We start from the raw sequence: 19,398 nt of genomic DNA on the forward strand, positions 1-19,398 counted from the left end.
GCTACCGCACCTGGGACGGCCCCGAGTGAGGGCCGGAAGTTCGGGGACTATGCGCGTCCGGAGGGCGAAGCCCAATTAGTGGTACTTCGTCCGCTTCAGCGCGGTCAAGTGCTCCGGGGATTTCCCAGCAGGTGCGTTCGGGCGCTTATCGGTGGGCTGGGTAAGTGTCGATAGGCGTATATGGGCGCATATGGGCGGAAATTCTGTATTTGGTGGTGACTTCCGGCTATAAGACCCGTTCTTCGGGCTTACTCGCAGATTGTTCAGGCGTTTACGAACACTGTGGCGAGGACGATCGCGGCAGGGCGGCAGGGCTCAAGCGGGCCAGGGAGGAGTGCGCTGGCCAAGGGAGGTGAGGGCGCTGGTCGGTGCGTGGGTGTGCAGGGTCGATGGCGGGAGAGGGCCGAGACCATACAGTGGGCACATGGGGATGGTTGGGACGGTTGGCCTGGTGCTGCATCCGAAGCGCGACTCCAAAGAGGCGATCGACACCATCGTGAGGTGGGCCGCCGGCCACGGGGTCACCGTTCTCGGGCTGCACGAGGAGGTCGGACGGATCGACTGCACGGCCGTCGCGGTCGATGCCTGCACGCTGGTGGAGCGTGCCGACCTGCTCGTGAGCCTGGGCGGCGATGGCACGATGCTGCGCACCATGCGGCTCATCGCGGGACGTCCCACGCCGGTCCTCGGAGTGAACCTCGGAAAGCTGGGCTTCCTCGCTGAGATCGACGTGGAGGAGTTGCCCGCGACGTTGTCGGCCATCGACCGTCACCAGTACACGATCGAGCCCCGGATGGCGGTGCGCACGACGCTCGGCGGCCCGTTGGACGTGATCGCGTTCAACGACATCGCGCTGGCTCGCATCCCGGGCGAGGGGCTGGCCGCCGTGTCGGTCACCCCGGCGGGCGACCCGTTCGTCCGGTACGCGGCTGACGCGGTGATCGTGGCCACGTCCACCGGGTCCACCGCCTACAGCTTCTCGGCGGGCGGGCCTGTCGTCTCGCCGAGGGTGGCGGCGGTGCTGGTCGTCCCGGCGGCGGCCCACTCGGCGTTCAACCGGGCGCTGGTCCTGCCCGCCGACGAGGCGGTGACGCTGGAGGTGCTGCCCAGCAGCGGCAGGCTGGCCGTCGAGGTCGACGGAGCGGTGGTCGGCCACTTGTGTCCCGGCGACACCATCACGGTCACCGCCCTCCCGGACGCGGCCCAGGTCGTGCGGCTGGGCACGACGTTCTACGAGCGCGCCCGCCGCAAACTCCGCGTGGACGGCAGCATCGAAGCCTACTGAACACCCCAGCCGGACAGGCCGTGAGGGCCGGAGGTGGCTGAGCGGCGGTTGCCGTGACGGCCGGAGGTGGGTCGGGGTGGCGGAAGGGGCGCGCCGGTGGGTGGCACGCCCCTCGTAGGTGCTCTCAGAAGGCCTCGACGGCCCTGCGGGCCTCGGCGTCGAGCACGCCCCAGCTGATGAGCTCCTCGGTCAGCTCGCTCGGCGACTTGTCATAGATCACAGCCAAGGAGCGCAGGTCCTCCTGGCGGATCGACAGGACCTTGCCGTTGTAGTCACCACGCTGGCTCTGGATCGTGGCCGCGTAGCGGGCGAGCGCGCCCGCCTTCTCCTTGGGCAGCGTGGCCAGGCGCTCCAGGTCGATCACGAGCTTGGGCGTCGGACCGAGCGGGCTGGGCGCGGCTCCGCCCGGCAGCAGCTCGGACACCGGCACCCCGTAGAAGTCGGCAAGTTCGGCAAGCTTCTGCACCGTGACGGCGCGGTCGCCACGCTCGTACGAGCCCACGACCACGGCCTTCCACCTGCCACGCGACTTCTCCTCGACTCCGTGCAGGGACAGGCCCTGCTGGGTGCGGATGGCGCGGAGTCGTGCACCCAGCGACTTTGCGTACTCAGACGGCATCGTGTGGCCCCCCGGCTCTCGTATGTATCGCTATCAGTAGATTGTGCTCCCTTGCGGCGTATGCCAGAGCCACCGGGGGTCCGGTGCCGAAAGGTCGGCACCATCGGTAGCCGAGGTTCCGGGCTTTACCCCAGAACGCCGCGCGGTGTGGTTACGCACAGTGACGGTAAAGGGGTGGACGCCTAAGGTCAAGCTGATTGGAAAAAAGATGCCGAATCCGGTCCGGGATGGAACGTCTCGCTCGCCCCTCTTGCCCCAGAGGCATCGGTATTCGTCACAGTTTGACGAGTAACGCACTCCGCTCAGGCCTGACGGGTGAGAATCATGACAGGCCTGATCGCCGCCTGAACGATCTTAATGGACGTGTCGCCCAGGAAAACCCGCCGCAGCGGCCCCGTTCCGCTGGAGGCGCAGATGATCAGCTCGCCCGGCTGCCACTGCGTGGTGCTCATGGCGTGACCCACGGTCCCGCCCTCCAGCACCTCCATCTCCACCTGCACCCGGCGACGCTGCCCCCTGGCCGCCGCCTTCAGGTCGGCCGCGGCCTGCTCGCGCAGCCGGAGCAGCATGTCCTGCTCGATCCTGGCCCTCCGGCCGCTGCTGATCACCAGCGTCACCAGCCGCAGCGGGACGTCGAGCGAGACCGCGGCCTGCGCGGCCTCCTTGACCGCCGCGTCGGCGCAGCGTCCGCGCCGGTAGGCGAGGGTGACCCGCGCGAAGGCGGGCGGAGACGCCTCCGCGTAGCCCTTGGGCGCGAGCAGGACCGGCGCCGACGAGGAGTGCAGGAGTTGGTCGGCGGTGCTGCCGACCGAGATCCGCCCCTTGCCGCCGCGTGGCGCCGAGCCGACCACGACGACGTCCGCGCCGAGCTTGCGGGCCAGCTCCACCAGCCCGCGCCCGCTGCCCTTGCCGGTCTGCACGACGTAGTCGGCGTCGTCGCCCGCCAGTTGGCGGGCCTGCGTCAGGGTGGCGTCGGCCTGCTCCCAGAGGTAGGCGCTCCAGGCGCTCTGGTCGGCCCTGGCGGGCCCCGGTGCGGTCCAGGCGGGCGGCTGGACGGTCGCCGCGGTCAGGCGCGCCTGGGCCTGCCTGGCGAGCAGCATGGCCAGCGCCAGCCCGTCGCGGCCCCGCGGCTCGGGGATGACCCCGGCCAGGACGTTGTCGATCTTCATCCGGACACCTCGGCATTCAGCCGCGAGTGGCGATAGCCGTACAGGAAGTAGCAGGCGAGGCCCACGAGCATCCACAGCCCGAACGCCGCCCAGGTGACGGAGGCGAGCCCGGCCATCACGACGACGCAGAACACCGCGCCGAGCACCGGCGTGACGGGGAAGAGCGGCGTGCGGAAGCTGCGCGGCAGCTCGGGGCTGCGGTACCGCAGGACGAGCACGCCGACGTTGACGATCCCGAACGCGAACAGGGTGCCGATGCTCGTGGCCTCGGCGAGCTGGCCGAGCGGCACCAGCCCGGCGAGCACGCAGATGAACAGGGCGACGATGAGGGTGTTGGCGACCGGCACCTGGTGGCGCGGGTTGACCTTCTGGAACACGCGCGGGATCAGCCCGTCGCGCGACATCGCGAACAGGATGCGGGTCTGGCCGTAGATGACGGTGAGCACCACGCTGGCGATCGCGATGACCGCGCCGAAGGAGATGACGAGGCCCGGCCAGGTGGTGCCGCTGACGAGGTCCACGATGTACGACAGGCTCGCCTCGGTGCTGCGCGGGTTGAATCGGGTCCACGGCATGGCCCCGATGGCGGCCACGGCGACCAGGACGTAGATGAGCGTGACGATGGCCAGCGAGAGGATGATCGCCAGCGGCAGGTCGCGCCTGGGGTTCTTGGCCTCCTCGCCCGCCGTGGACGCGGCGTCGAAGCCGATGTAGGAGAAGAACACCTGCGAGGCCGCCGCCGTCACGCCCGCGATCCCCATCGGTGCGAAAGGCGTGAAATTTCCGGACGTGAACGCGGTGAAGGCCACCACGCAGAAGAACCCCAGCACCGCGATCTTGATGAGCACGAAGACCGCGTTGGCCGTCGCGCTCTCCGAGGTCCCGCGCAGCAGCAGCCAGGTGGCCAGCGCCACGATCACGATCGCGGCGACGTTGACCACCCCGCCGTCCTGCCCCGGGGACCGGGTGATCGCGTCGGGCAGCGTGAAGCCGAACAGGCTGCGCAGGAACGCGTTCAGGTACTCGCCCCACCCCACGGCGACGGCCGCGACCGACACCGCGTACTCCAGCATGAGACACCACCCGCACACCCACGCCACGATCTCGCCCAGCGTGGCGTAGGCGTAGGAGTAGGACGAGCCGGACACCGGGATCGTCCCGGCCAGCTCGGCGTACGACAGCGCGGAGAACAGCGCCGTGATGGCGGCCAGCACGAACGACAGGACCACGGACGGCCCCGCCTTGGGCACGGCCTGGCCGAGGATGACGAAGATCCCGGTGCCGAGCGTCGCGCCGACGCTGAACAGCGTGAGCTGCCACAGCGACATCGTGCGGCGCAGCTCGCCGCCCTCGCCGTGGCCGCCCTCGGCGATGATGCGCTCGGTGGGCTTGGTCCGGAAGAGCCGTTCGGCCAGTGCCACTGGACACCTCCCTACAGCGTGCTGGTGAGCGGCCACCTGGCGTTGGGCGTCACGATGGTCCCCGCCGCGCCCTCGAGGATCTGCTCGGCCTGGTCGAGCCGGCCGATGGCGGCCATGTCGCCGGTCGTCTCCACGAACCGGCAGACCGCTTCCACCTTCGGCCCCATCGAGCCCGCGGGGAAGTCGATGGCGCGGAGCTCGTGCGGGGTGGTGTTGGCGATCTCGCTCTGGCTGGGGGCGCCGAAGTCGCGCATGACGCGCGGCACGTCCGTCAGGATCAGGAACGCGTCGCACTCCAGCGCCTCGGCCAGCATGGACGCGGTGAGGTCCTTGTCGATGACCGCCTCGACCCCCGTCAACCGGCCCCGGGCGTCGCGGATGACCGGCACGCCGCCCCCGCCCGCGCAGACCACGACGACGCCCTCGCGCACCGACCTGCGGATCAGCCGCGTCTCCACCACGCGCTGCGGCGCGGGGGAGGGGACGACCCGCCGCCAGTACTCGCCGTCGGCCCTGACCGTCCAGCCGTACTCCTTGGCCAGCTTCTCGGCCTCCTGCTGGTCGTAGACCTGGCCGACGAACTTGGTCGGGTTCTCGAAGGCCGGGTCGACAGCCGACACCAGGGTCTGCGTGACCATGGCCATGACCTGCCTGCCGGGCAGCGCGTTCTGCAGCGCCTGGAGGATCCAGTAACCGATCATGCCCTGCGTCGCGGCGCCCAGCGTGTCGAACGGGTACGGCCTGGTCAGGTTGGGGTCGGCGGTGCTCTCCAACGCCAGCAAGCCGACCTGCGGCCCGTTCCCGTGCGTGATGATCAGCTCGTGCTTCTCGGCCAGCTTGGCCAGCGTCTTGACCGACTCGGCCACGTTGCCGACCTGCAGTCTCGCGTCCGGCTTCTGCCCGCGTCTGAGCAGCGCGTTGCCCCCCAGCGCGACGATGACCCGCATGCGGCTCCCCTCTCAGATGCCGTCGCGCTCGAGGGGGCAGCTCATGCAGCGCGGCCCGCCGCGCCCCCTGCCCAGCTCGCTGCCCCGGATCGTGATGACCTCGACGCCGTTGTCGCGCAGGAAGTTGTTGGTGGTGGTGTTGCGCTCGTAGGCGACGACCACGCCGGGCTCGACGGCCAGCACGTTGCAGCCGTCGTCCCACTGCTCGCGCTCGGCGGCGTAGACGTCCTGGGTGGGGGTGAGCACCGTGATGTCGTCGAGGTCCAGCGCCCGTGCGATGGCCCTGTGCATGTCCTGCGGGGGATGGTCGGTGACCTTGACCTCCTTGTCGTTGTCGCCTGGCTCGATCGTGTACGACGGCAGCATGCCCAGGCCCGCGTACTGGGTGAACACGCCCACGTCCACCATCGTCATGACGGTGTCGAGGTGCATGAAGGCGCGCGCCTTCGGCATCAGCAGCGCCACGATCTTCCGCGCCGAGCCGGCCCTGAACATCCGCCGCGCGAGCATCTCGATCGCCTGCGGCTGGGTGCGCTCGCTCATCCCGACCAGGACGGCGCCGCGCCCGATGACCAGCACGTCGCCGCCCTCCAGGGTGGCGGGCGCGACCGACTGGCCGGGCATCCAGACGTGGAAGCCGCCCGGCCCGTGACGGTCGAAGCCGCCCGCGAACGTCGGGTGGAACTCGTAGACGGCCTCCATGTTCACCGTCTCCCGCATGCGGGCCTTCTTCTTCATCGCGTTGATCGACACCCCGTCGTACACCCAGCAGGACGTGTCGCGGGTGAACAGGTGGTTCGGCAGCGGCGGCAGGACGAAGGCGTCGTCGGGGATGGAGTGGTAGGCCATCGACTTCGGGTCGCAGCCCAACGCGACCAGTTCGCGCCTGGTGATGCCGCCCGTCAGGTACGTCTGCAGCGTCTTGGAGTCCAGGCCGTCGAGGGTGTTGCGGATGTCGTCCACGGCCAGGGGGCCCATGAACCGCTCGTCGATGATCGCGTCGAGGATGTGCTTGCGCGCCTCGGGGATGTCGACCGTCTCGATGATCAGGTCGGCCAGCAGGTGGACGCGGACGCCACGGGCCTCCAGCGCCCGCTGGAACTCCTCGTGCTCCTCGACCGCCCGCTGCACCCAGAGGACGTCGTCGAAGAGGAACTCGTCCGTGTTCGTCGGGGTGAGCCGCTTGAGCGCCAGGTCCGGCCGGTGCAGGAGGACCTGGTGGAGCCTGCCCACCTCGGAATCGACATGGAAGGTCATTGTTTGTGTATCCCCTCCCAGACGTGGACGTCACGCGGTCCGTACTCCCCGCGCGTCGCCTTCATCCAGATGTAGACCGGCACCCCGACGAGCAGCATCAGGGTGCCGCCGAGCACCGCCTGCGCGCCCGAGCCGTAGGCCATCCAGAACGCGAACAGCAGCGCGATGACGGAGATCGTGGTGTCGCGGGCCAGCCTGCGGCCCTCGACCCGCCGGGCGCCGGTCATCAGCCAGGACAGCTGCGCCGCGGCCGAGAAGAAGTACGGGATCACCGTGGTGAAGGAGGCCAGCAGCACGATCGTGTCGAAGGCGTTCTGGGAGGTGTAGCCGGTCAGCAGCATCAGCGAGGCCAGCGTGGTGCCGATCAGGATGCCGGTGTAGGGGGCGCCGCGCCGGGTCAGTCTGGCGAAGGCCGGGGGGAACATGCCGTCCCTGGCCGCGGCCATCGGCATCTCCGCCGCCAGCAACGTCCAGCCGTTCAGGGTCCCGATGCCGGAGATGGTCGCGCAGGCGGCCATGACCAGCCCGCCCGCCAGGCCGCCGAACATCTGGTTGAGCGCGTCGGCGAACGGCGCGGTGGAGTGGACGAGCTGCTGGTGCGGGACGGTGCCCATGACGACGACGGTGCTGAGGACGTAGAGCACGGCGCACGCCGAAACGCCGATGACGCTGGCCCTGCCGACGTCGCGGGCCGGGTCCCTCATCCGCGAGGCGGCGATGGCGGCGCTCTCCACGCCCGTGTAGATGAACAGCGCGACCGCGCCCGCCATGGAGACGGCCCTGACCCAGCCGACGCCGGTGGCGTTGAAGGGGCCGAAGTTGTCGGCGCTGAGGAAGAACAGCCCGACGACGGCGACGAACAGCAGCGGCACGAACTTCAGGATCGTGGTGACGACCTGGAAGACGGCCATGTCCCGGATGCCCATCAGGTTGACCACGGCCGGGATCCAGAGGCCGGCCAGCCCGATCGCGATCGCGGCGGGCACGCCGCTCACGTCCTGCCTGAACATCTGCTGGATGAGGTAGCGCGCGTAGCCGGTCCAGGCCACGGCGACGGCGGCGTTGCCGATCCACGCCGTCAGCCAGAACGACCAGGCGGTCCAGAAGCCGGTGAACTCGCCGAACGCGTCGCGCGCGTAGACGTAGGGGCCGCCGCCCACCGGGATGCGCGCGCCGAGCCTGCCGAAGACCAGGGCCATCGCGAGCGCGCCGACGGTCACGAGGGCCATGGCCACCAGGCTCAGCACGCCGAACACGGCCAGCGCGGCGGGCAGCAGGAAGATGCCGGTTCCGACGACGTTGCCGATGACCAGGGCCATCGCCGCGCCGAGGCCGAACCCGCCGGGGGCTGGGGAGATCTGCGCCCGCGCCGCGGTGGTCATGCCGCCCGCGGGTGGTCGCGCTTCTCCCATGCGTGCCCCCGTCCCCCGACCGCCGCAGGCGGCACCGCCTGCGACTCACGGGGACGTGCCCGACACGAATGGGGTCAATCCGTCCTTTGCCAGGAAATTTACCTGATCACGGGATGTGGGAGGGTCTCCGGCGAACCGGTCAGCAGCAGCGTCAGCGCGAACGCCACCAGGGCGACCGCGACGAGCGCCACCGGCCAGGCCTCCCAGAGCGAGGGGATGCGCTCGGAGGTCACGGCGCCGGATCCGTGCTCGGACAGGTCCTGGGCCAGCGTCGGGTCCTCGGCCCTGACCTGGCGGGCGACGCCGTCGAGGACGCTCCGCTCGCGGGCTGACAGCGCCATGAAGAAACCTCCCCAAAATCGACCAAAAGGAGGTTTTATACCATTTTTGTCGGGTTTTGCCAATCTCGGGACGCCTCCTCGCCAGGGGCGGAACGTTCCGCGCACGCCGCGTCACCGCGTCGCCGGGCCTGTCCTGTTGTGGCTGGTAGGCCCTGGTACTCTGTGTGCCGACCAACACCCTTTAAGACCCGTCCTGTGAGGCGGGAAAGGCGGTGAGATCTCTCATGTCCGATTCCAGGGCCGTACTCGAAGGCCCGGACATCCACCGGGCGCTGACCCGCATCGCACACGAGATCCTCGAACGAACCAAGGGCGCCGACGGCGTCGTCCTCCTCGGCATCCCCACCCGCGGCGCCACCCTGGCCCACCGGCTGGCCGAGCGCATCGAGCAGTTCGAAGGGATCAAGATCCCCGTCGGCTCGATCGACATCACCATGTACCGCGACGACCTCCGGCTCAAGCCCGCCAGGCCCCTCGGCCGCACCGAGCTCCCGCCCGACGGCGTCGACGACCGGATCGTGGTGCTGGTCGACGACGTCCTGTACTCCGGCCGCACCGTCCGCGCCGCGCTCGACGCGCTCAGCGACCTCGGCAGGCCGACCGCCGTGCAGCTCGCCACACTCGTCGACAGAGGCCACCGCGAGCTGCCCATCCGCGCCGACTACGTCGGCAAGAACCTGCCCACCGCGAAGAGCGAGAAGGTCAAGGTCTACCTGCGCGAGACCGACGGGCGCGACGCCGTGCTGCTGATGAAGGAGTCCGCCAAGTGAACCGTCACCTGATCTCCGCGGGCGACCTCGCCAAGGACGACGCCCTGCTCATCCTCGACACCGCCGAGGAGCTGGCGAGAGTCTCGGAACGTTCCATCAAGAAGCTCCCGACCCTGCGCGGGCGCACCGTGGTCAACCTGTTCTTCGAGGACTCCACTCGCACCCGCATCTCCTTCGAGGCCGCGGCCAAACGGCTCTCGGCAGACGTGATCAACTTCTCCGCCAAGGGCTCCAGCGTGTCCAAGGGCGAGTCGCTCAAGGACACCGCGCTGACGCTGGAGGCGATGGGCGCCGACGCGGTGGTCATCCGGCACGGCGCGTCCGGCGCGCCGCACCGCCTGGCCAACTGGGTGCACGGCAGCGTCGTCAACGCGGGCGACGGCACCCACGAGCACCCCACGCAGGCGCTGCTCGACGCCTTCTCCATGCGCCGCCGCCTCGGCAGCCTCGACGGCCGCAGGGTCGCGATCGTGGGCGACGTCCTGCACAGCCGGGTGGCCCGCTCGAACGTGCTGCTGCTGCACACGCTCGGCGCCGAGGTCACCCTGGTCGCGCCGCCCACCCTGCTGCCGGTCTCGATCGACACCTGGCCCTGCGCGGTCTCCTACGACCTCGACGCGGTGCTGCCCAAGTCCGACGCGGTGATGATGCTGCGGGTGCAGAAGGAGCGGATGAACGCCGCCTACTTCCCCAGCGAGCGCGAGTACTCCCGCCGCTACGGCCTCGACCGCGACCGCTTCGCCAAGATGCCGGACGACGCCATCGTGATGCACCCCGGGCCGATGAACCGGGGCATGGAGATCGCCGCCGAGGTGGCCGACTCCCCGCGCTCGACCATCGTCGAGCAGGTCGCCAACGGCGTGACCATCCGCATGGCCGTCCTGTACCTGCTCCTCGGGGGAGAGACCGCACAGTGAGCGAGCGAAACGAGCGAACGATGATCATCAGGAACGTCCGCGTCCTGGGCGGCGAGCCGGCCGACATCCGGATCGCCGACGGCGTCATCGCCGAGATCGGCCCCGGCCTCCAGGGGCCGGGCGACGTCGTCGACGGCGGCGGCGCGATCGCCCTGCCCGGCCTGGTCGACCTGCACACCCACCTGCGCGAGCCGGGCCGCGAGGACGCCGAGACCGTCCAGACCGGCACCCAGTCGGCCGCCCGCGGCGGCTACACCGCCGTGCACGCCATGGCCAACACCTCGCCCGTCGCCGACACCGCCGGGGTGGTCGAGCAGGTGTGGCGGCTCGGCCGCGAGTTCGGCCACTGCGACGTGCAGCCGGTCGGCGCCGTCACCGTCGGCCTGGAGGGCAGGCAGCTCGCCGAGCTGGGCGCGATGGCCGACTCCGCCGCCGGGGTCCGGGTCTTCTCCGACGACGGCAAGTGCGTGTCCGACGCGGTGCTGATGCGCCGCGCCCTGGAGTACGTCAAGGCGTTCGACGGCGTCGTCGCCCAGCACGCCCAGGAGCCCAGGCTCACCGAGGGCGCGCAGATGAACGAGGGCGTGGTGTCCGGCAGGCTGGGCCTGACCGGCTGGCCCGCCGTCGCCGAAGAGGCCGTCATCGCCCGCGACTGCCTGCTGGCCGCGCACGTCGGCTCCCGCCTGCACGTCTGCCACGTCTCCACCGCCGGCTCCGTCGAGATCATCCGCTGGGCCAAGTCCAAGGGCTGGAACGTCACCGCCGAGGTCACGCCGCACCACCTGCTGCTCACCGACGAGCTGGTCGAGGTGTCGCCGGTCGGCGCGTACAACCCGATCTACAAGGTCAACCCGCCGCTGCGCACCCGCGAGGACGTCGAGGCGCTGCGCGCGGCGCTGGCCGACGGCACGATCGACGTCGTCGCCACCGACCACGCCCCCCACCCGGTCGAGGACAAGGAGACCGAGTGGTCGGCCGCGGCCATGGGCATGGTCGGCCTGGAGACCGCGCTCAGCGTGGTTCAGGAGGCCATGGTCGACACCGGGCTGCTCGACTGGCAGGGTGTCGCCGAACGCATGTCGTACCTGCCCGCCCGCATCGGCCGCCTCTCCGCTCATGGGCAGCCCCTGGAGGCGGGCGCTCCGGCCAACCTCACCCTCTACGATCCGTCCGTCCGCACTCAGGTGGATCCTTCCGGCTTCGCGTCCAAGAGCAGGAACACGCCCTACGAGGGCATGACACTGCCCGGCCGGGTAGTGGCGACGTTCCTGCGCGGCAAGGCCACCGTCCTCGAAGGGAAGCTGGTGTGAATCAAGCGGTGCTCGTCCTGGAAGACGGGCGTGTCTTCCACGGAACCTCCTACGGCGCCGAAGGGGAGACGTTCGGCGAGATGGTCTTCAACACCGGCATGACCGGCTACCAGGAGACCCTCACCGATCCCTCCTACCACCGCCAGATCGTCGCGATGACGGCCCCGCACATCGGCAACACCGGCGTCAACGACGAGGACCCCGAGTCGGGTCGCGTCTGGGTCGCCGGGTACGTCGTGCGCGAGCCGTCGCGGGTGGTCTCCAACTGGCGCGCCAACCGCTCGCTCGACGACTATCTCAAGGAGCAGGGCGTCGTCGGCATCGCCATCGCCGGCACCCGTGCGCTCACCCGCCACCTGCGCGAGCGCGGCGCGATGCGCGCGGGCATCTTCACGGCCCCGTCCGAGCCGGTCGAGAACCTGGTCGAGCGGGTACGCCAGGCGCCGCCGATGGAGGGCGCCGACCTGGCCGCCGAGGTCGCCACCGACGAGCCGTACGTCGTGCCGGCCATCGGCGCGAAGCGGTTCACCGTGGCCGCCGTCGATCTCGGCATCAAGGGCATGACGCCGCACCGGATGGCCGAGCGCGGCTGCGAGGTGCACGTCCTGCCGGCCACCGCCACGTTCGAGCAGATCATGGCGGTACGCCCCGACGGCGTGTTCTTCTCCAACGGGCCGGGCGACCCGGCCACCGCCGACGTCTCGGCGCTCCGCGCGGTGCTGGAGGCCCGGGTGCCGTTCTTCGGCATCTGCTTCGGCAACCAGCTCTTCGGCCGCGCCCTCGGGCTGTCCACCTACAAGCTGCGCTACGGGCACCGGGGGGTCAACCAGCCGGTCCAGGACGTCCGCACCGGGAAGGTGGAGATCTCGGCGCACAACCACGGCTTCGCCGTCGAGGCGCCGCTCGACGGGCCGTTCGAGACCCCGTACGGGCCCGCCGAGGTGAGCCACGTCAACCTCAACGACCGTTGCGTGGAGGGCCTGCGCCTGATCGACGGCCGCGCCTTCAGCGTCCAGTACCACCCGGAGGCCGCCGCCGGGCCGCACGACGCCGCCTATCTCTTCGACGAGTTCTGTGAGGTCATGAGCCGTGCCCAAGCGTGAGGACATCAGGTCGGTCCTGGTGATCGGCTCCGGGCCGATCGTGATCGGGCAGGCCTGCGAGTTCGACTACTCCGGCACTCAGGCCTGCCGGGTGCTCCGCGACGAGGGCTTCCGCGTGATCCTCGTCAACAGCAACCCGGCGACGATCATGACGGACCCCGAGTTCGCCGACGCCACCTACGTCGAGCCGATCACCCCCGAGTACGTCGAGAAGATCATCAGCAAGGAGCGGCCCGACGCGCTGCTGCCGACCCTGGGCGGCCAGACCGCGCTCAACACCGCGGTCGCCCTGCACGAGGCGGGCGTCCTGGAGAAGTACCAGGTCGAGCTGATCGGCGCCGACTTCGACGCGATCCAGGCGGGGGAGAACCGCGAGCGGTTCAAGGACATCGTCGCCAAGGTCGCCCGCGAGCACGGCCTGAACGCCGAGTCGGCCCGCTCGGCCATCTGCCACACCATGGACGAGTGCCTGGCCGCCGCCGCCGAACTGGGTTACCCCGTGGTCGTGCGGCCGTCGTTCACCATGGGCGGCGCCGGGTCCGGGTTCGCCCACGACGAGGCCGGCCTGCGGCACATCGCCGGAGCCGGGCTCGACGCCTCGCCGACCACCGAGGTGCTCCTGGAGGAGTCGATCCTCGGCTGGAAGGAGTACGAGCTCGAGGTCATGCGCGACAAGGCCGACAACGTGGTCATCGTCTGCTCCATCGAGAACATCGACCCGATGGGCGTCCACACCGGTGACAGCGTCACCGTCGCGCCCGCGCTGACCCTGACCGACCGCGAGTACCAGAACATGCGCGACGTCGCCATCGCGGTCATCCGCGAGGTCGGCGTCGACACCGGCGGCTGCAACATCCAGTTCGCCGTCGATCCGCGCACCGGGCGCATGATCGTCATCGAGATGAACCCGCGCGTGTCGCGGTCGAGCGCGCTGGCGTCCAAGGCCACCGGCTTCCCGATCGCGAAGATCGCCGCCAAGCTGGCCATCGGCTACACGCTGGACGAGATCCCCAACGACATCACCCGCGAGACGCCCGCGAGCTTCGAGCCGACGCTCGACTACATCGTGGTCAAGGTGCCGAGGTTCGCCTTCGAGAAGTTCAGGGGCGCCGACCAGACCCTCACCACACACATGAAGTCGGTCGGCGAGGCCATGGCCATCGGCCGGTCCTTCCCCGAGGCGCTGCAGAAGGCGCTGCGGTCGCTGGAGAAGAAGGGCTCGTCGTTCACCTGGGCCGGCGACGTCGCCGGCAAGGAGGAGCTGCTGGAGGCGTGCCGCACCCCGCACGACGGCAGGCTGCGCACCATGCAGCAGGCCATCAGGGCGGGCGCCACCCCTGCCGAGCTGTACGAGGCCACCAGCGTCGACCCGTGGTTCCTCGACCAGCTCTACCTGCTCGACGAGGAGGCCCGGGCCCTGCGCGACGCGCCCGAGCTGGGCGCCGACGTGCTCGAGCGGGGCAAGCGTCACGGCTTCAGCGACGTCCAGATCGGCGAGATCCGCGGCATCGACGAGGCCCGCGTCCGCGACCTGCGGCACGCGCTCGGGCTGCGTCCCGTCTACAACACCGTCGACACCTGCGCCGCCGAGTTCGCCGCCAAGACCCCGTACCTCTACTCCACCTACGACGAGGAGACCGAGGTACCCGGCGGCGACCGGCAGAAGGTCATCATCCTCGGCTCCGGGCCGAACCGGATCGGCCAGGGCATCGAGTTCGACTACGCCTGCGTGCACGCCTCGTTCGAGCTGTCGCGGGCCGGGTTCGAGACCGTCATGGTCAACTGCAACCCCGAGACCGTCTCGACCGACTACGACACCTCCGACCGGCTCTACTTCGAGCCGCTCACCCTGGAGGACGTCCTGGAGGTCGTCTACGCCGAGCAGCAGACCGGCCCGGTCGCGGGCGTGATCGTGCAGCTCGGCGGGCAGACGCCGCTCGGGCTCGCGCAGGCGCTCAAGGACGCGGGCGTGCCTGTCGTCGGCACCTCGCCCGAGTCCATCCACCTGGCCGAGGAGCGCGGCGCGTTCGGCCGGGTGCTGGCCCAGGCGGGCCTGCCCGCGCCCAAGCACGGCACCGCCACCACCGTCGCCGAGGCGCTCCAGGTCGCCGAGGAGATCGGCTACCCGGTGCTGGTGCGCCCGTCCTACGTGCTCGGCGGGGCCGGCATGGCCATCGTCTACGACGACCAGACCCTCACCACGTACATGGCCGCCCAGGAGGGCGGCCACCCGGTGCTGGTCGACAAGTTCCTGGACGAGGCGATCGAGATCGACGTCGACGCGCTGTTCGACGGCGAGGAGCTCTACCTCGGCGGCGTCATGGAGCACATCGAGGAGGCCGGCATCCACTCCGGCGACTCGGCGTGCGCGCTGCCGCCGATCACGCTCGGCGGCCACGACATCAAGCGCATCCGCGCCGCCACCGAGGGCATCGCCCGCGGGGTGGGCGTGCGCGGGCTGCTGAACGTCCAGTACGCGATGTCGGCGGGCGTCCTGTACGTGCTGGAGGCCAACCCGCGGGCCAGCCGCACCGTGCCGTTCGTGTCCAAGGCGACGGCCGTGCCGCTGGCCAAGGCGGCGGCCCGGGTGATGCTCGGCGCGTCCATCGCGTCGCTGCGGGCCGAAGGCATGCTCCCGGCCACCGGCGACGGCGGCACGCTGCCGTTGGAGGCGTCCATCGCGGTCAAGGAGGCGGTGCTGCCGTTCAACCGGTTCCGCGGCGTCGACATCGTGCTCGGGCCCGAGATGCGCTCCACGGGCGAGGTCATGGGCATCGACGAGTTCTTCGGCGTCGCCTACGCCAAGTCGCAGGCCGGCGCGTACGGCGAGCTGCCCACCAGCGGGCGCGCGTTCGTGTCCGTGGCCAACCGCGACAAGCGTGCCATGATCTTCCCCGTGCGGGCGCTGGCCGACCTCGGCTTCGAGATCCTGGCCACCGAGGGCACGGCAGAGGTGCTGCGCCGCAACGGTGTCCATGCCAAGATCGTGCGAAAGCAGAGCGAGGGAACCGGGCCGGGAGGTGAGCCCACGATCGTGCAGTGCATCCTCGACGGCGAGGTCGACCTGATCGTCAACACGCCGTTCGGCAGCCCCGGCCAGTCGGGGCCGCGGCTCGACGGCTACGACATCCGCACCGCCGCGGTGCTGCGCGGCGTCCCGTGCATCACCACGGTCGCCGGGCTGGCCGCCGCCGCGGCGGGCATCCAGGCGATCGTGCGGGGCGACGTCGGCGTACGGTCCCTCCAGGAGCACGCGCAGGCACTTCGGGGCTAGCTCCCACAGGAGGTGAAGAAGACTGGCCGGCACTCCGGTGCAGGTGACGGGCACGGTGCTGACGACGCGCCGGGTCGACGCCTACCATGCGCTGACGGTGGTGGCGCCCGGCATCGCCGAGCGCTACCGTCCCGGCCACTTCGTCTCGGTGGCGATCGGGGGAGCCCGGACGTCGATGGTGACGCGGCGCGCGTTCTCCATCCACGACGTCAAGGCCGACTACGGCGGCACGGTGGAGCTCGTCTTCACCGTGCGCGGCCCCGGCACCTCCTGGCTGGCCGAGCGCCGCGCCCGCGACACGCTCGACCTCGTCGGGCCGCTCGGGCGTCCCTTCCCGCTGCCGCGCGACCCCGCGCACTGCGTCCTGGTCGGCTCCGAGTACGGGTCCGCCGTGCTGTTCCCGCTGGCCGATCAGCTCTTGGAGCGCGGCTGCCGGGTGGACTTCGTGCTCGGCGGAGCCAGCGCCGACCGCGTCTTCGGCGCCATGCGGGCCAGGCGCATGGCCGAGACCACCACTCTGACCACCGAGGACGGCTCGCTCGGGCTGCGCGGCAAGGTGACGGACGCGCTGCCGTCCGTGGTGGCCGACACCCGGGCCGACGTCGTCTACGCGTGCGGGCCCATGGAGACGCTGCGGGCGGTGACCGCGGTGGGAATCGAGTTCGACATCCCCGTGCAGGTGGCGGTGGAGGAGGCGATGGCCTGCGGGATCGGGGTGTGCATGACGTGCGTGCTGCCGGTCATCGGCGACGACGGGGCGACCAGGATGGTCCGCGCCTGCGCCGAGGGGCCGGTGTTCAGGGGGGAGCGGGTGCGGTTCGAGGACGTCGGAACGATCCCGTTCGACGCCCTGGGCGCCCCCGGAGGCGGTGCTCGCCATGCGGGCTGACCCACCCGCGCTCGTCCCCCGACCGCTCCGGGCCGGGCGCGTGGCTGCGCGCGCTCGGGGGGTGGGGTGACGTGTCGGTGGATATGCGGACTTTTCTGGCGCACGTCGAGCTGGCCAACCCGATCACCACCGCCGCCGGATGCGCCGCCTCCGGCCGGGAGCTCGCGCAGTTCTTCGACCTGCACCGCCTCGGCGCCCTCGCCACCCGCTCGATCACCATGGCCCCCCGCGCCGGACGTCCCACACCGCGCATGGCCGAAACCCCCTCAGGGATGCTCAACGCGGTCGGCCTCCAGGGGCCGGGCATCGAGGCGTTCCTGGAACGCGAGCTACCCTGGCTGGCCCAGCGCGGCATCAGGACCATCGTCTCGATCGGCGGCGGCACCGTCGCCGAGTACTCCGAACTGGCCCGCAGGCTGGCCGACGCGCCCGGCGTCACCGCGCTGGAGGTCAACCTGTCCTGCCCCAACATCGAAGACCGCGGCCGCGTGTTCGCCCGCGAGGGCAGCGCGGCGGCCGAGGTGATCGCCTCGGTACGGTCCATCATGCGCTACGACGTGCCGGTCGTCGCCAAGCTCGCCCCCGACGTGGCCGACATCGTCTCGGTCGCCAGGGCCTGCGTGGACGCCGGGGCGGACGCCCTCTCCATGATCAACAACCCGCTCGGCATGGCCATCGACACCGAGTCGCTGCGGCCGTCGCTGGCGGCGGTCACAGGCGGGCTCTCGGGGCCCGCGATCCTCCCGCTCGCCGTCCGCTGCGTGTGGCAGGTCCACGCCGCGCTGCCCGGAGTGCCGCTGATCGGCGTCGGCGGCGTGATGACCGGCCGGGACGCCTTCCAGCTCATCCTGGCGGGCGCCTGCGCCGTCGGCGTGGGCACGGCGCTGTTCCACGACCCCTACGCGTGCCTGCGCATCGAGCGCGAGCTCGAGGACCTGCTCCAGGCGCGCGGCTTCCAGCGGCTGGCCGACGCCGTCGGCCTGGCACACCGCCCGCCGGGGAGCGCCCCCCGGCACCTGCTCGTCGACTCCGAGGAGAGCTCGCCTTGACGCTCGCACCCATCGCCGTCGCCCTCGACGCCCCCGACCTGGAGACCGCCGCCAGGTGGGCCGCGCTGGTGACTCCGCACGTCAGCACGGTGAAGGTAGGGCTGGAGCTCTACCTGCGCTACGGCCCGGACGTGATCGCCTCCGTCAAGGGGGCCAGCGGCGTGCAGGTGTTCCTGGACCTGAAGCTGCACGACATCCCCAACACGGTCGCAGGGGCCGCCAGGGCCGTCTCCCGGCTGCGCCCGGCCATCCTCACCGTCCACGCCACCGGAGGGCCCGCCATGATCCGTGCGGCCGTGGAAGCGGCCCCGCACACCCAGATAGCCGCCGTGACGGTCCTCACCTCCCTGTCCGAGGCGGACCTCGACCGCATCGGCCTGGCGGGCCCGGCCGACGACGCCGTCCGGCGCCTGGCGGCCATGTCCGTGGAGTCGGGGGCGACCGCGCTTGTCTGCTCTCCCCACGAGGTGGCGGCCGTGCGCGCGGAGGTGGGTCCCGGCATCACCCTGATCACCCCGGGCGTCCGCCCTGCGGGCACCGACAGCCAGGACCAGGCCCGCGTGGCCACCCCGGAACAGGCCCTGGCCGACGGGGCCGACCTCCTGGTCATCGGCCGCCCCATCACCGCCAGCCCCGACCCGGGAGCCACGGCCGCCGCCATAGCCGCCTCCCTCCGCCGCACCACGCCGTCCTGAGCGCGCATCCTGCACGCTCGCTCTGGCGTCGGCCGTCTCCGTCCGCCGCGCCGTCCTGTGCGCGCATCCCGCACGCTCGGGTTCCGGCGTCGCGGCTGGCCGGAGCCGGTGGACGCAACTCCGCAGGCGGTTGGATCTCCCGCCCGGCGCGCTACGTCGGCAATGGTGCCCCTGACGATGGGTCGAGCACGTACACGGGCGGCCCGGCTCTCCTCAGTGGGCGGGCGGTCTCGACGGCTGATTCTCCCGCGTGGCGGTGCCGTAGTCGACAGCGAGCAGGCGGAACCGTGCCTCGTGGCGGTTGAGGTCGCGTCCTCCCTCGGTGGCCCCAGGAGCTCAGCGCGGACCGCCTGGAGGGCGACGGCAGCGCGCGGCCTCCAGGGGACGCGAGACGTCGGCCGGCCGATGGCGCCCCCTGGTCCCTTCAGGGGGAGGCGAGATCATCATGATCGGGGACCATAGCGGTCCGGCCCGGCACGTTGCCGCGTATTCCGGCGAAATCGCTATCTGCCGGGGCGAGGATCGTCCCGGGAAGGCGCTGGGCTCCTGGGGAGGCGCTGGGTGCCCGGGAAGGCGCTGAGCCCGTCTCGTCCTCCGTGGTCCGTCGCCGATACCCCCCGTCATGGGCGCACGCCTGCGGCCTGTCCGTCCGCCGACGTCGCGGGGAGGCGCATCGCCGCGCGGCCCGTCGTCCGCGCGACCGGTCGCGCTCAGGGCCGCAGGCATCCACACGCCGTCGCGCGGGAGCCGCAGGCATCCACACGCGGTCGTGCTGGTCAGGGGCTTCCACGACCCGGTTGCGCTGGCCGTGAGCGTCCACGAGTGGTCGTGCGGGGGCCGCAGGCGTCCACACGCGGTCGTGCTGGTCATGGGGTTCCACGACCGGTTGCGCTGGCCGTGAGCGTCCACGAGTGGTCGTGCGGGGGCCGCAGGCGTCCAC

The 19,398-nt window shown here is 71.1% G+C and carries 17 protein-coding genes; 10 read left to right on the forward strand and 7 right to left on the reverse strand.

Annotated elements, in window-relative coordinates:
- The first annotated feature begins 424 nt into the window (after window positions 1-424).
- Complete coding sequence (locus tag ABT294_RS16820; RefSeq protein ID WP_350806578.1) at window positions 425-1,285, forward strand: NAD(+)/NADH kinase; 861 nt, start codon at window positions 425-427, stop codon at window positions 1,283-1,285.
- A gap of 124 nt (window positions 1,286-1,409) precedes the next feature.
- Here ABT294_RS16820 and bldD read toward each other — a convergent pair whose 3' ends face one another.
- From bldD to ABT294_RS16855, 7 genes are all read right to left on the reverse strand, one after another.
- Window positions 1,410-1,904 (reverse strand): transcriptional regulator BldD, encoded by a 495-nt coding sequence (gene bldD / locus ABT294_RS16825; protein WP_138711987.1) that lies wholly within the window; start codon window positions 1,902-1,904, stop codon window positions 1,410-1,412.
- 302 nt (window positions 1,905-2,206) lie between these two features.
- The gene (locus ABT294_RS16830; RefSeq protein ID WP_350806579.1) at window positions 2,207-3,073 is read right to left on the reverse strand and encodes a universal stress protein; all 867 of its coding nucleotides are present in this window, start codon (window positions 3,071-3,073) and stop codon (window positions 2,207-2,209) included.
- Entirely contained in the window at window positions 3,070-4,494 is a 1,425-nt protein-coding gene (locus ABT294_RS16835) for an amino acid permease (protein ID WP_350806580.1), read from the reverse strand. Before ABT294_RS16835 ends, ABT294_RS16830 begins: the two co-directional genes overlap by 4 nt.
- A gap of 11 nt (window positions 4,495-4,505) precedes the next feature.
- The gene (gene arcC, locus ABT294_RS16840; RefSeq protein WP_350806581.1) at window positions 4,506-5,441 is read right to left on the reverse strand and encodes a carbamate kinase; all 936 of its coding nucleotides are present in this window, start codon (window positions 5,439-5,441) and stop codon (window positions 4,506-4,508) included.
- 12 nt (window positions 5,442-5,453) lie between these two features.
- Entirely contained in the window at window positions 5,454-6,698 is a 1,245-nt protein-coding gene (locus ABT294_RS16845; protein WP_350806582.1) for an arginine deiminase, read from the reverse strand.
- Window positions 6,695-8,110, reverse strand: coding sequence for an amino acid permease (locus ABT294_RS16850; RefSeq protein ID WP_350806583.1), 1,416 nt, complete (start codon window positions 8,108-8,110; stop codon window positions 6,695-6,697). The genes ABT294_RS16845 and ABT294_RS16850 overlap by 4 nt, the downstream gene beginning before the upstream one ends.
- Window positions 8,111-8,208: 98 nt before the next feature.
- Entirely contained in the window at window positions 8,209-8,451 is a 243-nt protein-coding gene (locus ABT294_RS16855) for a DUF3040 domain-containing protein (RefSeq protein WP_350806584.1), read from the reverse strand.
- A gap of 224 nt (window positions 8,452-8,675) precedes the next feature.
- Here ABT294_RS16855 and pyrR point away from each other — a divergent pair, with 224 nt between their 5' ends.
- The 9 genes from pyrR (at window position 8,676) to ABT294_RS16900 (ending at window position 19,359) form a co-directional block, all read left to right on the forward strand.
- Window positions 8,676-9,221, forward strand: coding sequence for a bifunctional pyr operon transcriptional regulator/uracil phosphoribosyltransferase PyrR (pyrR, locus tag ABT294_RS16860; RefSeq protein ID WP_350806585.1), 546 nt, complete (start codon window positions 8,676-8,678; stop codon window positions 9,219-9,221).
- Window positions 9,218-10,138, forward strand: a complete 921-nt coding sequence (locus ABT294_RS16865; RefSeq protein WP_350806587.1) for an aspartate carbamoyltransferase catalytic subunit — start codon at window positions 9,218-9,220, stop codon at window positions 10,136-10,138. Before pyrR ends, ABT294_RS16865 begins: the two co-directional genes overlap by 4 nt.
- A 20-nt stretch (window positions 10,139-10,158) precedes the next feature.
- Complete coding sequence (locus ABT294_RS16870; protein ID WP_350806588.1) at window positions 10,159-11,448, forward strand: dihydroorotase; 1,290 nt, start codon at window positions 10,159-10,161, stop codon at window positions 11,446-11,448.
- A complete protein-coding gene (gene carA / locus ABT294_RS16875) occupies window positions 11,445-12,551 on the forward strand; it encodes a glutamine-hydrolyzing carbamoyl-phosphate synthase small subunit (protein WP_350806590.1) in 1,107 nt (368 codons plus the stop codon). The genes ABT294_RS16870 and carA overlap by 4 nt, the downstream gene beginning before the upstream one ends.
- A complete protein-coding gene (gene carB, locus ABT294_RS16880; protein ID WP_350806591.1) occupies window positions 12,538-15,825 on the forward strand; it encodes a carbamoyl-phosphate synthase large subunit in 3,288 nt (1,095 codons plus the stop codon). The genes carA and carB overlap by 14 nt, the downstream gene beginning before the upstream one ends.
- 22 nt (window positions 15,826-15,847) lie before the next feature.
- Window positions 15,848-16,714 carry a dihydroorotate dehydrogenase electron transfer subunit gene (locus tag ABT294_RS16885; protein ID WP_350806670.1) on the forward strand — a complete coding sequence of 289 codons (867 nt, stop codon included), beginning with the start codon at window positions 15,848-15,850 and terminating at the stop codon, window positions 16,712-16,714.
- 83 nt (window positions 16,715-16,797) lie between these two features.
- Window positions 16,798-17,763, forward strand: coding sequence for a dihydroorotate dehydrogenase (locus tag ABT294_RS16890; RefSeq protein WP_350806592.1), 966 nt, complete (start codon window positions 16,798-16,800; stop codon window positions 17,761-17,763).
- On the forward strand, window positions 17,760-18,458 hold the full coding sequence (pyrF, locus tag ABT294_RS16895) for an orotidine-5'-phosphate decarboxylase (protein WP_350806593.1): 699 nt from the start codon (window positions 17,760-17,762) through the stop codon (window positions 18,456-18,458). The genes ABT294_RS16890 and pyrF overlap by 4 nt, the downstream gene beginning before the upstream one ends.
- A gap of 622 nt (window positions 18,459-19,080) precedes the next feature.
- Complete coding sequence (locus ABT294_RS16900; protein ID WP_350806594.1) at window positions 19,081-19,359, forward strand: hypothetical protein; 279 nt, start codon at window positions 19,081-19,083, stop codon at window positions 19,357-19,359.
- Window positions 19,360-19,398 lie beyond the last annotated feature (39 nt).

Source organism: Nonomuraea sp. NPDC000554, assembly GCF_040300065.1.
Lineage (GTDB): Bacteria > Actinomycetota > Actinomycetes > Streptosporangiales > Streptosporangiaceae > Nonomuraea.

Coding starts and splice junctions, on each gene's coding strand:
- ABT294_RS16820 (WP_350806578.1), top strand. CDS start 425: ATGGGGATGGTTGGGACGGTTGGCCTGGTGCTGCATCCGAAGCGCGAC.
- bldD (WP_138711987.1), bottom strand. CDS start 1,904: ATGCCGTCTGAGTACGCAAAGTCGCTGGGTGCACGACTCCGCGCCATC.
- ABT294_RS16830 (WP_350806579.1), bottom strand. CDS start 3,073: ATGAAGATCGACAACGTCCTGGCCGGGGTCATCCCCGAGCCGCGGGGC.
- arcC (WP_350806581.1), bottom strand. CDS start 5,441: ATGCGGGTCATCGTCGCGCTGGGGGGCAACGCGCTGCTCAGACGCGGG.
- ABT294_RS16845 (WP_350806582.1), bottom strand. CDS start 6,698: ATGACCTTCCATGTCGATTCCGAGGTGGGCAGGCTCCACCAGGTCCTC.
- ABT294_RS16850 (WP_350806583.1), bottom strand. CDS start 8,110: ATGGGAGAAGCGCGACCACCCGCGGGCGGCATGACCACCGCGGCGCGG.
- ABT294_RS16855 (WP_350806584.1), bottom strand. CDS start 8,451: ATGGCGCTGTCAGCCCGCGAGCGGAGCGTCCTCGACGGCGTCGCCCGC.
- pyrR (WP_350806585.1), top strand. CDS start 8,676: ATGTCCGATTCCAGGGCCGTACTCGAAGGCCCGGACATCCACCGGGCG.
- ABT294_RS16870 (WP_350806588.1), top strand. CDS start 10,159: ATGATCATCAGGAACGTCCGCGTCCTGGGCGGCGAGCCGGCCGACATC.
- ABT294_RS16890 (WP_350806592.1), top strand. CDS start 16,798: ATGCGGACTTTTCTGGCGCACGTCGAGCTGGCCAACCCGATCACCACC.
- ABT294_RS16900 (WP_350806594.1), top strand. CDS start 19,081: ATGGGCGCACGCCTGCGGCCTGTCCGTCCGCCGACGTCGCGGGGAGGC.